A 14,296-nucleotide genomic window follows, 5' to 3' on the forward strand; every position below is an offset into this window, starting at 1 on the left:
CGGACCTGAATCACGGCGCGCCGGGCAGCCGGTCCGCCGCCGGCTCAAGCGCGGCGGGCAGCGGACAGTGCAGCACACCGCAGATCGTGCGCAGCAATTCGGATTCGGCGACGCCGATGCGGCCGTCATGGCTGGCGGCTGCGGTGATGGCCTCGACCATCACCTCCTTGGCCAGCGGATCGAGGGCGTCGAGCGGCGCCCAGACCGCATCGAGCGCCTGCACGCCGGCACTCGGCGGTGCGTACGGCAGGTGATCGCGCGGCAGTACCCGCTGCATGCCGGCCAGATAGGCGCGCCGGGCCGCGGCGGGATCGTCGGGATGGCCGGCCTGCGCGACCACAGCGAGCAGGGTCGCGAGCTCGTGCTTGACGTTGCCCGGCTTGCGACGCCCGAAGCGGACATGGCGCGCCGGCGCGAGCGCCTCGCGGACCTGCGCGTCCAGCAGCCGGCCCAGGCAGTACTCGAACAGCGAGACGTGGTCGTCCGCATGCACCACCGCGTGGACCGTGTCCAGGAACGCGGCGAGTGCTGGCCTCGCCTGGCGTCGCAGCACCGGGAAGGCCAGCGCGGCCAGCGGCAGGCGCAACATCGGATGGAGCATGCGCAGATGGGCCTGGCGCAGGTGATCGGCCTCGATCGCGGTGGCCTGACCGAGCCGGCTCGCGATCGCCTCGTGCTGCAGGCCGCGCACGCCCGCATCGTCGTCGAGCAACAGTCCCAGCAGCAGCGGCATCGCCGAGTCCCGATGCAGGACCGCCGCACGCAGGTCGTCACCGATTGCCGACACCAGCGCATGCGCCCGCGCGTAATCGTCCTGATGCGGCTGGGCGACCTGCGCCGACACCGCGCGCGGGTCCAGCGCCATCGATCCGCCCGCCTGCGGCAAGGCCTGCGCTGCAGGTAGCAGGCCCAGCGCGGCATCCTCCGCCAGCCCGTCGGGCGGCGACTGCCACCACTGCACCTGCAGCCGCATCAGCTGGTCGGCGTCGAACCCCGGCTCGAGCGCCTGGATGCGCTGCAACAGCGGCGGATGGGTGGCGAACCACCCGTGCAGGCCCAGCCCGTCGCCGAACAGCATGTGGCTGGCTTCCTCGGCCGCATCACGGCGCGCCAAGCGCGAGCCACCGGTCGTGCCGGCGATCTTCTTCAACGCGCCAGCGATGCCGGCGGTCTGGCGCGTGAACTGCACGGCCGAGGCATCGGCCAGTTCCTCGCGGCTGCGGCTCACGCCCGCCTTGATCATGCGCGCGAAGAACGTACCGACGCTGCCGACGATGATCGCCACGACCGCCAGCCCCATCAATGCCGCGACTAGGCTGTAACGCGCATGGCGCCCGTACACCAGCACCTTGCGGCCGGCGACGCCGATCATCAGCACACCGAACAGCACGCCCATCAGGCGCACGTTCAAGCGCATGTCGCCGTTGAGGATGTGGCTGAACTCGTGCGCAACCACACCCTGCAGTTCGTCGCGGTTGAGCCGGTCGAGCGCACCGCGGGTCACCGCGACCGCGGCGTCGGAGGCCGCGTAGCCGGCGGCGAAGGCATTGATACCGGGCTCGCCTTCGAGCACATAGATCTTCGGCACCGGCACGCCCGATGCGATCGCCATCTCCTCGACGACGTTGCGCAGCCGGCGCAACTGCACGTCGTGCGTGTCCTCAACGACCGGCGTGCCGCCGAGCTGGCGCGCGACCCGGTCGCCACCGCCGCGCAATGTCGCGATGCGGTACAGCGATCCGATCACGATCGTGCCGGCCGTCAGCGCCGTCGCCCAGGCCAGCGTCTTGGCGTGCGGTCCGATCAGCCACCACACCGCGGCGTCGACGAGTCCGACGATCCCGATCACGGCCAGCGACAGCAGCAGCACCAGCCGTGTCGACTGTCGTCTGGCCTGGGCCTGGCGTTCGAAGAAGTTCATGGCAGCCCGGGATCGGGGCACCGGAACCGCAGACAGGCGGCGCGCCACGTCCCGTCCCCGATGCGCAAACCCCGCTCCCCGTGGCTCAGAAGCGCACCCTGGGCGCGTCGCGGACCTCGGCACGATCGGCGGGAATATCGAGCAGCGCCGCCGGCCGGAAGCGGAAATTGTTGGCGACCAGGCTCGAGGGGAACACCTCGCGCCGGTTGTTGTAGGCCATGACCGCATCGTTGTAGGCCTGGCGCGCGAAGGCGACCTTGTTCTCGGTGCTGGCCAGTTCCTCGGTCAGCTGCAGCATGGTCTGGCTGGCCTTGAGATCGGGGTAGGCTTCCGACACCGCCAGCAACCGGCCCAGCGCGCCGTCGAGCGCGCCCTGCGACTGCGCCAGTCGGCCCATCGCGGCCGGGTCGCCGGGGGCGGCCTTGGCCGCCGCGAGTCCGGCCTGCGCCGCGCTGCGTGCGGAAATTACCGCCTCGAGCGTCTGCCGCTCGTGCTGCAGATAGCCCTTGGCGGTCTCCACGAGGTTGGGAATCAGGTCGAAGCGCCGCTGGAGTTGCACATCGATCTGCGCGAACGCGTTGCGGTAGGCGTTGCGGGCGGTGATCAGCCCGTTGTAGATCCCCACACCCCACAGGACGAGTGCGAAGAGCACACCGATAAAAGCCAGCAGGATCAGCAGGCTACCCATCAAACTTCCCCTTGTTCATGCAAACCGGATTTGACGCGCTATATCATCCCCGCTATTGCCGGAGCATACGCAGGGGGAAGGCCCGATGAAAAGCCGACATCCAGCTCGTCGCCCGCTCGCCCGGATCGGCCTGATCGGTTTGCTGTTGCCCGCCGCGCTCGGCTCGGCGGCGCAGAGCCCGCCCGCAGAGAGCGAAGCAGCCGACGACATTGCCGAGGTCGCCTCGGTGGTGCCATTGAACGAACGCCCGTTGGCGCGTAGCCGCGAGGACGCGGTCAAGCCCGAGCCGTTGATGCCGGTGCGCCAACCCAAGCCGTTGGCCAGCGGTTTCGATGTCGCGCTGTTCGAGGCGATGGCCCAGGACCTGGTCGCCAACCAGCGCGTGCCCGGCCTGGCGATGGCGATCGTTCACAACGGCCAGGTGCTGAGCGCGCGCGGCTACGGCATCACCGACGTCAAATCGGCCGAGCCGGTCGATGCGCACACCGTGTTCCGGCTCGCCTCGCTGTCGAAGTCCTTCGCCGGCACCATCACCGGCCTGCTGGTGTCCGAAGGCGCACTGCGCTGGGACAGCCATGTCGTCGATTACATGCCATCGCTGCGCTTCTCCGATCCTTCGGCCGCCCAGCAGCTCACGGTCGCTGACGTGTTGAGCCATCGCGTCGGTCTGGGTCGCAACACCTACGACCGCGACATCGAGCGCAACGCCGACTATCACGATCTGGTGCAGCGGCTCTCGGCCGCGCCGATGACCTGCCAGCCCGGCAACTGCTACGCCTACCAGAACGTCGCTTTCAGCCTGATCGGCGATGTCGTGTTCGCGACCTCCGGCCAGTTCTTCAGCGAGGCGGTGTCGCGGCGGATCTTCAAGCCGCTGGGCATGAACGACGCCAGCTATGGCCTGGAGGGCATCCAGGCCAGCCCGCGCTGGGCCAAGCCGCATGTGCGCGCAGGCGGCGGCTGGACCTCGCTGATGCCCAAGCCGACCTACTACCGGCTGGCACCGGCCGCGGGCGTCAACGCCAGCATCGCCGACATGGCGCAGTGGATGCTCGGCCAGACCGGGCACCGCCCCGACGTGCTGCCGGCACCGCTGCTGGCGACGCTGCAGGCGCCGATCGTCGGCACCCCACCGGAGATGCGCAATTCGTCCTGGCGCCGCGACCGGCTCGAGGCCGCCGGCTACGGGCTGGGCTGGCGCGTGTTCGACTACTCGGGCGAGCGCGTGGTCTTCCACGGCGGCGCCGTGCAGGGTTACCGCGGCCTGATGGCGATGATGCCCGAGCGCGACCTGGGCATCGTGGTGCTGTGGAACAGCGAGAGCAGCCTGCCGTCCGGGCTGATGCCGACGATCCTCGACCGCGCCATCGGCCTGCCGCCGCAGCGCTGGCTCGACGTCGACCCGAACATCGAGTTGCTGCACGCCCAACGCAGTCCCGCACCGGCGCACACGCCCAGCGGCGGCAGCACCACACACCGCGCCGCTGCGACGCCGGAATGACGTCGAAGGGCCCGGTGCGTACCGGGCCTTGATCGCCGCTCACACTCAGCCGGCTGCAGGCCCGCCCGCCTGCGCGATCAGTTCCTCCAGCCGCGCCGCGGTGACCGGACCGAGGATCTTCTCGACCACACGTCCGTCCGGGCCGATGAGATAGGTCATCGGCAGGCCCTTGGGCGTCTCGAAATCGGCCGGCGGCTCGAAGGTGTCGACGATCGCGATCGGATAGACCACCGGGCGCGCCTCCAGGAACGTGCGCAGGTCCTCGGCGGTGGTGTCCTCGTAGGCCAGTCCCACCACCTGCACATGCTCGCGCATCGCATCGAGCGCCGACAGCTCGGGCATCTCCTTCAGGCACGGCGCGCACCAGGTGGCCCAGAAATTGACGACGACCCATTGCCCACGATGCTCGGCCAGATCGAACGTCCCGCCGTCGATCGTCTCGACCCGCAGCGCCGGCTGCTCGCGCGACGATGCCGGCGCGGTATCGCCGGCAGGCGTGGCCGCGGCGCGATCGTCGACCGGGGCGGCAGCCTCTTCGCCGCGCTGGCAGGCGACGAGGGCGGCGGCGAGGGCGAGGCAGGGAACGAGGCGGCGGATCATGCGGAAGTCTCCGGTGGGGCGTAGACGCCGGCAACCCGGCGCTTGAGCAGGTCGCGCAAGGGAATGCGCAGGTCGTCGAGGGCGGCAGACGCGGCGACGCCCAGGCGGTCGTCGCGGCACGGCAGGTGCGCTTCCTCGATCGGGATGCGCAGATGGCAGGCTTCGTAGAGCTCGGCCAGGCTCAAACCGTCGAGGTCGCGGGCCAGCAGCCACTCGCCGGTCTCGGCGCGGCGCAGCAGCTGGATCTCCTCCAGTTGCGCGAGCATCTGCTGGACCAGCGCATCGGTCAGCATCGGCTCCAGCGCCTGGATCTCGTCGCTGTGCAGGCCGCGCCCGGACGGGCGCGCCTCGGCGAAGCGCCCGAGCATGCGCAGCAGGCCATAGAGCTCGTAGCCGCGCGGCAGGCGCAGGTGCGCCGGCTGATAGCGGAAGGCCGAGATCGACGAGGCAAACGAGGCGCCGAGCAGGATCGCGACCCAGCCCAGATACACCCACAGCAGGAAAATCGGCAGGAACGCGATCTGACCGTAGATCTTCTCGTAGGCACTGAAGCTGCCCAGGTACAGGCCGATGCCCCACTTCACCAGTTCCGACAGCAGCACCGACAGCGCAGCGCCTGCGAACGCATGCCGCCACTGCACGGTGCGGTGCGGGACGACCCGGAAGATCGTTGCGAATGCCGTCAGTTCGATCAGCATCGGCGCCGCCCACAACATCGCGCCGCGCAACCAGCGCCCCGATTCGGTGCTGAAGATCTCCAGCGCGAAGAACCGCGCCGACACCGCCAGGCTCGCGGTCGCGATCAGCGCGCCAAGTGTGAGCACGGTCCAGTACACCAGGAACCGGCCGACCGTCGGCCGCGCCGACTTCACCCGCCAGATCCGATTGAACGTGCCCTCGATGCTGAGCAGCGTGACCAGCACCGAGATCACCAGCGCCACCACGCCGATCGTCGTCAGCTGCCCGGTATTGGCCGAGAGCTGCAGCAACACCGCTTCCACCGCGCGTGCGCTGCTGGGCACGAAGTTGGAGAAGATGTAGTCGCTGAGCTGGTCGCGCCACTGGCCGAACGCAGGAAACGCGGTCAGCACGCCGAACACCACCATCGACAGCGGCACCAGCGCGAACACCGTCGTGAAGGCCAGCGCACCGGCCGCCTCGAACAGGCGATCGTCGAGAAAGCGCCGCCACAAAAAACGCGCGAACGACAGCGCCCGTGCGCGGTCGGTGATGCGCTCGCTCCAGCGGCTCAGGGTGTCGAGCGGTTCCATCGGCGCAGCGTAGCAAAGCGATGACGCGGGCAGCGCGGAGTGCCCCGGTGCCCGCGGCCGGACACCGCCGCCTGGGCCTGTCACACTGAACGTCCTGCACTGCAGATCGTATCGATGCCCGAGATCCTCGTTCTTTACTACAGCCGCAACGGCTCGGTTGCCCGCCTCGCCCGCCAGATCGCGCGGGGCATCGGCGAAGTCGACGGCATGCAGGCCCGGCTGCGCACCGTGCCGCCGGTCGCCGCCGTCACACAGGCCACCGCGCCGCCGGTGCCCGAGGACGGCGCGCCCTACGTCGAACGCGCTGACCTTGCCGAGTGCGCAGGGCTGCTGCTCGGCAGCCCGACCCGGTTCGGCAACATGGCCGCCCCGCTCAAGCACTTTCTCGACGGTCTGGGCGCGGAATGGGCAAGCGGCACGCTGGTCGGCAAGCCGGCCGGCGTGTTCACCTCGACCGCCACCCAGCACGGCGGCCAGGAGGCGACGCTGCTGACGATGCTCGTGCCGCTGTTGCACCACGGCTGCGTGATCGCCGGCATTCCCTATACCGAGCCCGCGCTGACCAGCACGCGCGGCGGCGGCACGCCGTACGGCGCCAGCCACGTCGCCGGTCAGCAGGACGACCCACAGCCGAGCGACGACGAGGCGGTGCTCGCCCGCGCACTGGGTCGGCGCATCGCCATGCTGGCCGGCAAGCTCGCGGCATGAGGGCGGGAGGGTCGCGCCCCGTGCTCGCCGGTGCGCTCGCCGCGATCGCGTTGCTGTACCTGGCCTGGCATTGGGGCGATGCACATTTCGGTGCGGCCTTGCTGGTGTTCGTGCTGCCGCCGCTGCTGCTGCTCGCCGGCGTGTTGCGCGGCGCGCCCAGCGCGCCGTTGTGGTCGGGCATCGCGGCGCTGTTCTGGTTCTCGCACGGGGTGATGTATGCCTGGTCGCAGCCCGAGCAGGGGCGCTTCGCCTGGGCCGGCATCGCGCTGTCGCTGGTCGTCGTGTTCTCGGCCAGTCTGCCGGGCATGCGCGCGCGCTTCTCGCGCAAGCGCGGCGACGCATGATCGGGGACGGGCCGGGGTCGGGCGGAAGGTGCCGGGCCCGTGATCACCGATCGCGCAGCCACAATCCCGCCCGCTATCATGCCCCCCCACTCCACACAGACTGCATGGCAATGGACGAGCTGCTGATCGTCACCACCGGTGGCACGATCGACAAGATCTACTTCGACGACAAATCGGACTACCAGGTCGGCGAACCGCAGATCGGACGCATGCTCGAGGAGCTGGGCGTCGCGTTCCGGTTCCGGGTCATTCCGATCATCCGCAAGGATTCGCTGCACATCACCGACGACGACCGCGAGCTGATCCGCGCGACGATCGCCGCGCAGCCTGCACGCCACGTGCTGCTGACCCACGGCACCGACTCGATGGTCGAGACCGCGAAGGTGCTGGCCTCGATCACCGACAAGACCATCGTGCTGACCGGGGCGCTGAGTCCGGCGCGCTTCCGCGGCTCGGACGCCGAATTCAATATCGGCACCGCCGTGGGCGCCGTGCAGTCCAAGCCGCCGGGGGTCTACGTGGCGATGAACGGCCGGATCTGGGACCCGCTCAAAGTCCGCAAGAATGTCGAGGCCAACCGCTTCGAGCCGGTGGCCTGAGCAAGCGCCCCGCGCTTCAGCGCTGGATGGTCATGATGCCGTCGGGCTCTGCGTAGTCGACATCGGCATCGGCTTGCAGCGCCTCGAGCAGGCGGCGTGTGCCGGCCGCGTCGAGCGCGGGGTCGACCGAGAACACATCCGCCCCGACGGCCAGTCGGCGCAGCCACGACAGCTTCGGCGACGCAGCCGCCTTGCCGGTCTGCGACAGGGCGTCGGCCACCTGGTCCAGGTGCGCCTGCACGGCGTGCGGGTCGCGCGCCGGCTCGGTGCCGGCCCGATACTTGACGATGAAACGCTGCTGCATGGCGGGCTCATTGTGCGGCGGCGCAGGCGCGTCGGGGCCACGCGATGCCATCAATGCCGCGACCGGTGCGCACAGCACCGCCACGGCCAGAATGGCGTAGCCCATCGAAATCGGACGCATGGCCCTGCCCTGTCGAAACCGCGGACTGCGGCGTGTCGAGCATGCCTTCATCCTGGCGATGCCCGGATGAAGGCCGCAAGACGATTGCGCGACACGGTGCGCTGCGCCGCCGGACAGCCGCTGGCGCCGCATCGCACGGTCGATCGACAGCGGCAGCAGGCCTTCCTGCCTGCGACCGCTGCCGACCGGCCGTTCACTTTCAGTACGCCGCGGTCAACGTGACGCCCGAGATCGCCGAGTACGCGTGCACCATCACATGCCAGGTGCCGGGCTGCGGATTGACGAACGAGCAGCTCTCCTCATTGCCGAAGCGGTAGGGCCGGCAGTCGTAGGCACTGGTCGTGGGCTGCTCGCCATAGCGCACGTACAGATCGCCGTCGCCGGTACCGCCGCTCATCGTCACATCCAGGCTCATGGTGCCGGCCGGCACTTGCACCGTCCAATACTGCGCGCTGCCCGCTTCGCCCGAGATGCCCGTCACCGGCACCCCGTTGCGCAGCGACCCTTGGCCACCGCCGTCGCTGGGCTCGGCATGGCGCGCCTGGAGCCGGACGTTGGCGAAGGCCGCAGTGCCCACCAGCTTGATGTAATAGGTGCCGGCTTCCGGGTCGACGATCCGGATCGACTCGTTGTTGCCGGGCCGCTGCGAGCGGAAATCGGCCGCGTCCGGGCCGGGCTCGGCATCGCGGCTGACGTACAGCGAGACGTTGCCGGTGCCGCCGGAGGTGGTGATCAACAGCGGGCCGGTGACGCCTTCGGGCACGACCAGGCTGTAGAGCTGCTCGCTGCCCGCCGCGCCGCCCAGGCCCGGGACCGCCACGCCGTTCTCGATCGCGATCGCGTCCGGTCCGGTGTCGCCGACCTCCAAGGTCTCGCTGCGGCTATGGCTACGGCCCTCGGTGTCGGTCACCGTCAGCGTGACGGTGTAGGTGCCGGCCTCGGCATAGGTGTGCACCGGGCTGGCCTGGGTCGAACTGGCGCCGTCGCCGAACGTCCACGACCGGCTGTCGATCGCATCCTCGCCGGCGCTGGAGGTATCGGTGAAGGTCACGGTCAGCGTGTCGGGATCGATCGCATAGGTGAAGTCGGCGGTTGGCGCGCCCGGCGCCACGCCGCCGTCGGCGGTCAGGGTGTCGACGAACTGCGCACCGGTGCCGCCCGCATCGAGCCAGCTCGCCAGCGAGGTCGCTGCGGTGCCACCGCCGGTCCAGGAGGTGAACAGCCGGCCGTACCAGTCGACGTGGTTGGCACCGGTCGTCGTGCACGAGGCGTAGCCGCCGTGCAACTGGCCGATCACACGGCCCTCGGGGCTGTAGAGCGGCGAGCCCGAGGATCCGCCTTCGGTGGTGCCACGCGGGTTCCACTGCACCCACAGATGGCTGTTGCCACTGGCGCCCAGGTAGCCCTCGACGCGCAACGGATTGTCGGAATGGGTGATGCGCTTTTCGGCCACCCGCGGGTGGTGGATACCGGTGGCGCCGCTCGGTGCGAGGTCGCGGCGATCCCAGCCCGACCAGCTCAGTGCGAATGCCGGGTCGGCCGGCGTGTCGAGCTCGAGCAGGGTGAAGTCCGAGCCGGCGTGGGTCGCGCGTACGACCGCGCCGGTCTGGTTCTGCGCCAGGCTGCCGTCGCCGTTGGCCCCACTGGCGGCACTGCCCGGCGTGCGGCAGGTCGAGTTCTCATAGTTCCAGTAGACGACGATGCTGGCCGCCGCGTCCGCCGTGCCCATGCTGCAATGGTGCGCGGTCAGGAAGTACATCTTGCGGTCGCCCGCTGTGTTGTTGAGCAACGAACCGCTGCAGTAGAACGTACCGAAACGCGAGTACGCACCGACCGAGGGGATCTCGTCGCGGAAGTCGTCGCCGTCGGGGCACACCACATCGACGTTGCAACTGCCCGACACGCCCTTGGTCTGCGCCAGCGCGCCTTCGCGTGCGAGCCGCCCGAAGCCGACGTAGTCGTGGTTGACGCTGGTCAGCCGCAGCTTGAGTTCGGGCAACTTGGCCTTGGGCACCACAACCTCCAGCACCGCGCTGTCGCCCGGCACGATCGGCGTCCACAGTGCGCCGTGCGGCTTGTTGTCGGCGGCATCGAAGGCGCGGATCGCCTCGGGATCGGCGTTGCGGTCCAGCCCCGCCGGATAGACCAGCAGGCGCCCGCCCTCGGGCATGTGGTACTCGGAGAAGCCGAAGTTCAGCGACAGCGCATCCTTCGATTCCACACGCAGCCGCCAGACGAGGTTGCCGCCGGCGATCTCGTCCCAGTCGCCGGCATCGGCCGGTGTCAGGTCCACGGCCAGCGGGGCGGCGAACCGCACCGGGCGCAGGCCCTGGGTACGCGATTGCCGAGCGTCCTCGGCACGCAGCCGGGCGACGTCCACGCCGGGCATGCGCTTGAGTTCGACAGTGTGTTCGGCCGGCAGCCGGTGGGCGAACGCCGCGGGTCGCGCGTCGCGCGGCGCCGCCGTCGCGATGCCGAGCGACAACGCGCCGGCGGTGAGGCTTGCGATCAGAGTCTTCATCCCTTTCTACCCCTCGTTGGATTGCACCGAAAAAACGGAGCACGCCGAATACCGGTGTGCTCCGCCGGCGACACGCGCGACGATCACGGCGCGCCGCCTGCCCTCTATCCCCGAGCCCTGCATCCCCGCCGCGCTAGTCGTGATCGGCGCGCAACGTGACCCCCGAGAACGATGAATAACCGCGCACCAGGACGTGGTAGGTCCCGGCCTGCGGCGCGGCGAACGCGCAGCTTTCGTTGTTGCCCGACCGGTAAGGACGGCAGTCCCAGGTCGAGGTCGTCGGCTGCGCGCCGCGCCGGACGTACAGGTCGGCATCGCCGCTGCCCCCAGACAGCGCGATGACGAGGTTGGTCGCCCCCGACGGCACATTGACCGTCCAGAACTGGCTGCTGCCGCTGCCGCCCGACAGGCCGGTGATCGGCGTGCCGACGACCAGGCTGCCGTCGCCCGGGCCGGGACCCGGGCCGGTGCCGCCGCCCGACGCGGCATCCACCGCAGCCTTCGCATCGACGATGCCCGCGCCGATCGGCTGGGACGGGGTCGAAGGGAACGGGCGCGCCGTGCTGGTCAGCAGGGCCTTGATCTGGGCCGGCGTCTTGGCCGGGTTGGACACCGACTGCACCAGCGCGACCACACCAGCGACATGCGGCGCGGCCATCGAGGTGCCGTCGTAGGAGGCATAGCTCTCGCTGCCCGGCGTGGTCTGTCCGCTGTTGAGCGTGGATACGATGCCTGAGCCGGGCGCCGAGATCGTGATGCCGGTGCCGTAGTTGGAGAAGCTCGAACGCGCGCCGGTGCTGGTATTGGAGGCCACCGCGATGACATCGGCGCAATTGGCCGGCGAGAAGCCCGAGACGTTCGCATTGCTGTTGCCGGCCGCGATGACCAGCGTGGTCCCGCGGCCGATCGCGCCGTTGATCGCACTCTGCATCGTGTTGCCGCAGCTGCCGCGTCCGCCCAGGCTCAGGTTGATGACCTCGGCCGGATTCTGGTTGGCGGGCACCCCGGGGACCGTGCCGCCCGAGGCCCAGATCACCGCGTCGGCGATGTCGGAGTCGTAGCCGCCGCCGCGGCCGAGGACCCGGACGGGCACGACCTTGGCCAGCGGCGCGGTGCCGGCGACGCCGACGCCGTTGTTGGTCACCGCCGCGACCGTGCCCGCAACGTGCGTGCCGTGCCAACTCGAGGGATAGATGCCGTCGAAATCGCCCGGGTCACTGGGATCGGCATCGCGGCCATTGCCATCGCCTGCGATTGCCGGATCGGTGATGAAATCGTAGCCGGGCAGGATGTTGGCATTGAGGTCGCTGTGCGAGGTGATGCCGGTATCGAGTACCGCGACGACAGCGCCCGCACCGCGGGTCACGTCCCAGGCGGTGGTCGCACGGATGCCCCCGGCGCCGGTGCCGAAGCCGTACTGCTGGCTGAAGCGCGGATCGTTGGGCGTCCAGAACACGCGGTTGCGCTTGTCGACCTCGACGTACTCGACATCGGGATCGGCGGCGAGCTGGCGCATCACCGATTCGGCATCGGCCCGATCCAACTTGCGGCTGGTGCGCACGACATCGGCGCCGACCGCCGTACGGCGCAGGTGCTCGAGCCGCAACTGCTTGCCGCCGCCGACGGCCAGGCGACCGGCCACGGTCCCCAGTGCCGCGTTGATCGAGGCCGGCTGCGCCTGCGCGGCGCTGCCGTCGCGGTATTTGACGATGAAACGATCGTGCTGCTCGGCGGACTGCAGCCCGGCGAGATCGAGTCGCTCGACAGCCTGGGCCGCGGCCAGCGGCGCGGCGAGGGCCAACAGCGTGGCCGCGGCAAGTGCGCGGCGCTGGAGGCGACGGAACGGAATGGACGTGTTCGACATGGAATACCCCCGAAACGGTGGGCGCGCCGGAGCCGCGGCGCGAGGCCGGAGCCGGGCGCATCGCCAGGGACGATGGCCGACCCGCAACGAACGCGGACATGACGAAACTGACCGCAAACTGACGCTACGCGACAGTCATGTTCGCGCGCAATGGCGGTTTCCATTAATTTTTCGCTAATTAATGCGATGAGCATCACACTTCTGTATGATGCTCTGCGTTCAGCCACGTGAGCGGCCCCGAAAACCTTACCGCTGTGAGGTGGGCGCGGACAGGTGTCGCGCACCGCACGCGACATCGGCAGAACGCGCTCGCGCATGTGCGCGGCAGACCCACAGGGGTGCCTTGAGCAGCGGATCGTCGAGTTCACCGGCACGCAGCAGCACGCCCGGCGCCTCTGCCTGCCATACGGGGTTCTGACGATGGACAGCGCGGCGGCGCCGTCAGAGCATGCCGGTCTCGAGTTGCGCGGCTTCGGACATCATCGACCGGTTCCACGGCGGATCGAACACCAGTTCGACATCGGCCTCGTCGACCGTCGGGATGAGTTCGAGCTTGCTGCGCACGTCGTCGACCAGGATTTCGCCCATGCCGCAGCCCGGCGCGGTCAGCGTCATCCGCACCTCGACCTTGCGGTGCCCGTTGTCGACCGGAATCACCACGGCCTCGTAGACCAGGCCCAGATCGACGACGTTGATCGGAATCTCGGGGTCGAAGCAGGTCCGCAACTGGTGCCAGACCATGCGCTCAACCGCGGCATCGTCGGCGTCGTCGGGCAGTTCCAGCGGCACCGGCGGCTCCTTGCCGATGGCATCGGCGTCGCGGCCGGCAATCCGGAACAGATTGCCCTCGACGAATACGGTGTAACTGCCGCCCAGTGCCTGGGTGATGTAGCCGGCGCTGCCGGCCGGCAGCGTCACCTCCTCGCCCTGAGGGACGAGGACGGCTTCGCAATCGCGTTCGAAACGGACGGGTTCGCTGCTGCGGGAGTACATGGCCCAGGACATGAGGGCCGGAAGTGGCCGCGACAAGGCTGTCATTGTATCGCTGCCCGCCGGTATGCTGACCCACCATTCCCGCGATGCTGTCTTCCATGTCCGAACCCGCCCGCGCCCGGCGCTGGCCGCTGGCGATCGGTCTGCTGCTGCTCGGCAGCGCCGGCATCGCAGCCGCCTGGATCCTGCTGGCCGACGCACTGGGCGCGCAAGGCGCCTGGATGGCGGTGGTCGCCGCGCTCGATGCCGCGCTGCTGGTCCGCCTGGCCCGGCTCCGCCCGGGGCTCACGCGCGCGCTCGCAGGCACGACCGCGACGCTGCTGGCGATCGTCATCGCCAACTGGGGCATCGTCGCCACCCAACTCGCCCGCCCGATGGGGCTGATGCCCTGGGAATCGGCACTCAAGCTCGGCCCGCACCACGCCTGGACCTTGGCCGGCTTGGCCAACACGCCGGCCGATCTGGCCTGGCTCGGCGCCGGGCTGGTGATCGCGGCGGTCCTCGCCCGCTAGGCCCGTGACGCGGTGTCGGACACGCAAGCAGACCGGCCTGCGCGCGGTGAGAGCATCAGCGCCGGGACCTTCGTTTCAGCAACCAGGGCAACGCGACACCGGCCCCGAACGCCGCATACACGGCGAACAGGTCACGGTCGCGCAAGCGCTGGTCGAAGCCGGGCGACAGACGCGCCGGCACGACCTTGTAGTCCACCACATACGCCGCCACTGCCATTGCCGTCGCCAGTGCGGCGACCCGCCCCGGTGTGCGGCGGCCACGCCGGGCGTACTCGAAACCCGAGGCCCAGAACAGGGAACACGCATGATGGATGCCGTAGCCCACCCCGGTGTACGCCCATGACGGCCGG

At 69.7% G+C, this 14,296-nt stretch carries 14 protein-coding genes; 5 read left to right on the plus strand and 9 right to left on the minus strand.

Annotation, left to right across the window (positions count from 1 at the left end):
• Positions 1–10 precede the first annotated feature (10 nt).
• Both FHW73_RS14480 and FHW73_RS14485 read right to left on the minus strand, forming a co-directional pair.
• Positions 11–1,921: a M48 family metallopeptidase gene (locus tag FHW73_RS14480; RefSeq protein WP_183427459.1), complete on the minus strand. Its 1,911-nt coding sequence runs from the start codon at positions 1,919–1,921 to the stop codon at positions 11–13.
• An 85-nt stretch (positions 1,922–2,006) separates the two neighbouring features.
• A complete protein-coding gene (locus FHW73_RS14485; protein WP_183427460.1) occupies positions 2,007–2,609 on the minus strand; it encodes a LemA family protein in 603 nt (200 codons plus the stop codon).
• Between the two features lie 85 nt (positions 2,610–2,694).
• Between FHW73_RS14485 and FHW73_RS14490 the strand changes: the two genes are divergently transcribed.
• A complete protein-coding gene (locus tag FHW73_RS14490; protein WP_183427461.1) occupies positions 2,695–4,110 on the plus strand; it encodes a serine hydrolase domain-containing protein in 1,416 nt (471 codons plus the stop codon).
• A gap of 45 nt (positions 4,111–4,155) precedes the next feature.
• On the opposite strand, the gene FHW73_RS14495 is transcribed toward FHW73_RS14490, so the two are convergent.
• Positions 4,156–4,710: a TlpA disulfide reductase family protein gene (locus FHW73_RS14495; protein WP_183427462.1), complete on the minus strand. Its 555-nt coding sequence runs from the start codon at positions 4,708–4,710 to the stop codon at positions 4,156–4,158.
• Positions 4,707–5,981 carry a YihY family inner membrane protein gene (locus FHW73_RS14500; protein WP_183427463.1) on the minus strand — a complete coding sequence of 425 codons (1,275 nt, stop codon included), beginning with the start codon at positions 5,979–5,981 and terminating at the stop codon, positions 4,707–4,709. The genes FHW73_RS14495 and FHW73_RS14500 overlap by 4 nt, the downstream gene beginning before the upstream one ends.
• A gap of 114 nt (positions 5,982–6,095) precedes the next feature.
• Here FHW73_RS14500 and wrbA point away from each other — a divergent pair, with 114 nt between their 5' ends.
• The 3 genes from wrbA (at position 6,096) to FHW73_RS14515 (ending at position 7,632) form a co-directional block, all read left to right on the plus strand.
• Complete coding sequence (wrbA, locus tag FHW73_RS14505) at positions 6,096–6,689, plus strand: NAD(P)H:quinone oxidoreductase (RefSeq protein ID WP_183427464.1); 594 nt, start codon at positions 6,096–6,098, stop codon at positions 6,687–6,689.
• Positions 6,686–7,033 (plus strand): DUF2069 domain-containing protein, encoded by a 348-nt coding sequence (locus FHW73_RS14510; protein WP_183427465.1) that lies wholly within the window; start codon positions 6,686–6,688, stop codon positions 7,031–7,033. Before wrbA ends, FHW73_RS14510 begins: the two co-directional genes overlap by 4 nt.
• A 110-nt stretch (positions 7,034–7,143) precedes the next feature.
• Entirely contained in the window at positions 7,144–7,632 is a 489-nt protein-coding gene (locus tag FHW73_RS14515) for an asparaginase domain-containing protein (RefSeq protein ID WP_183427466.1), read from the plus strand.
• A gap of 16 nt (positions 7,633–7,648) precedes the next feature.
• Here the strand turns inward: FHW73_RS14515 and FHW73_RS14520 are convergent, their stop codons facing one another.
• The 4 genes from FHW73_RS14520 to sufT form a co-directional block, all read right to left on the minus strand.
• Positions 7,649–8,056 carry a hypothetical protein gene (locus tag FHW73_RS14520; RefSeq protein WP_183427467.1) on the minus strand — a complete coding sequence of 136 codons (408 nt, stop codon included), beginning with the start codon at positions 8,054–8,056 and terminating at the stop codon, positions 7,649–7,651.
• Positions 8,057–8,255: 199 nt separating this feature from the next.
• Complete coding sequence (locus tag FHW73_RS14525) at positions 8,256–10,577, minus strand: pre-peptidase C-terminal domain-containing protein (RefSeq protein WP_183427468.1); 2,322 nt, start codon at positions 10,575–10,577, stop codon at positions 8,256–8,258.
• Between the two features lie 133 nt (positions 10,578–10,710).
• Positions 10,711–12,441, minus strand: coding sequence for a S8 family peptidase (locus tag FHW73_RS14530; RefSeq protein WP_183427469.1), 1,731 nt, complete (start codon positions 12,439–12,441; stop codon positions 10,711–10,713).
• Between the two features lie 441 nt (positions 12,442–12,882).
• Positions 12,883–13,434, minus strand: coding sequence for a putative Fe-S cluster assembly protein SufT (gene sufT / locus FHW73_RS14535; protein WP_183427614.1), 552 nt, complete (start codon positions 13,432–13,434; stop codon positions 12,883–12,885).
• A 98-nt stretch (positions 13,435–13,532) separates the two neighbouring features.
• On the opposite strand from sufT, the gene FHW73_RS14540 reads away from it, so the two are divergent.
• Positions 13,533–13,946, plus strand: a complete 414-nt coding sequence (locus FHW73_RS14540; RefSeq protein ID WP_183427470.1) for a hypothetical protein — start codon at positions 13,533–13,535, stop codon at positions 13,944–13,946.
• Between the two features lie 55 nt (positions 13,947–14,001).
• Here the strand turns inward: FHW73_RS14540 and FHW73_RS14545 are convergent, their stop codons facing one another.
• Positions 14,002–14,271, minus strand: coding sequence for a hypothetical protein (locus FHW73_RS14545; RefSeq protein WP_183427471.1), 270 nt, complete (start codon positions 14,269–14,271; stop codon positions 14,002–14,004).
• Between the last annotated feature and the right edge of the window lie 25 nt (positions 14,272–14,296).

It is taken from the genome of Luteimonas sp. RC10 (genome assembly GCF_014192745.1).
GTDB lineage: Bacteria > Pseudomonadota > Gammaproteobacteria > Xanthomonadales > Xanthomonadaceae > Luteimonas.

Excerpts from the sequence above, each read along its gene's own strand:
- FHW73_RS14525 (WP_183427468.1), bottom strand. The coding sequence starts at position 10,577 with ATGAAGACTCTGATCGCAAGCCTCACCGCCGGCGCGTTGTCGCTCGGC.
- FHW73_RS14510 (WP_183427465.1), top strand. The coding sequence starts at position 6,686 with ATGAGGGCGGGAGGGTCGCGCCCCGTGCTCGCCGGTGCGCTCGCCGCG.
- FHW73_RS14480 (WP_183427459.1), bottom strand. The coding sequence starts at position 1,921 with ATGAACTTCTTCGAACGCCAGGCCCAGGCCAGACGACAGTCGACACGG.
- wrbA (WP_183427464.1), top strand. The coding sequence starts at position 6,096 with ATGCCCGAGATCCTCGTTCTTTACTACAGCCGCAACGGCTCGGTTGCC.
- FHW73_RS14515 (WP_183427466.1), top strand. The coding sequence starts at position 7,144 with ATGGACGAGCTGCTGATCGTCACCACCGGTGGCACGATCGACAAGATC.
- FHW73_RS14485 (WP_183427460.1), bottom strand. The coding sequence starts at position 2,609 with ATGGGTAGCCTGCTGATCCTGCTGGCTTTTATCGGTGTGCTCTTCGCA.
- FHW73_RS14530 (WP_183427469.1), bottom strand. The coding sequence starts at position 12,441 with ATGTCGAACACGTCCATTCCGTTCCGTCGCCTCCAGCGCCGCGCACTT.
- FHW73_RS14490 (WP_183427461.1), top strand. The coding sequence starts at position 2,695 with ATGAAAAGCCGACATCCAGCTCGTCGCCCGCTCGCCCGGATCGGCCTG.
- sufT (WP_183427614.1), bottom strand. The coding sequence starts at position 13,434 with ATGTACTCCCGCAGCAGCGAACCCGTCCGTTTCGAACGCGATTGCGAA.
- FHW73_RS14540 (WP_183427470.1), top strand. The coding sequence starts at position 13,533 with ATGTCCGAACCCGCCCGCGCCCGGCGCTGGCCGCTGGCGATCGGTCTG.
- FHW73_RS14520 (WP_183427467.1), bottom strand. The coding sequence starts at position 8,056 with ATGCGTCCGATTTCGATGGGCTACGCCATTCTGGCCGTGGCGGTGCTG.
- FHW73_RS14500 (WP_183427463.1), bottom strand. The coding sequence starts at position 5,981 with ATGGAACCGCTCGACACCCTGAGCCGCTGGAGCGAGCGCATCACCGAC.
- FHW73_RS14495 (WP_183427462.1), bottom strand. The coding sequence starts at position 4,710 with ATGATCCGCCGCCTCGTTCCCTGCCTCGCCCTCGCCGCCGCCCTCGTC.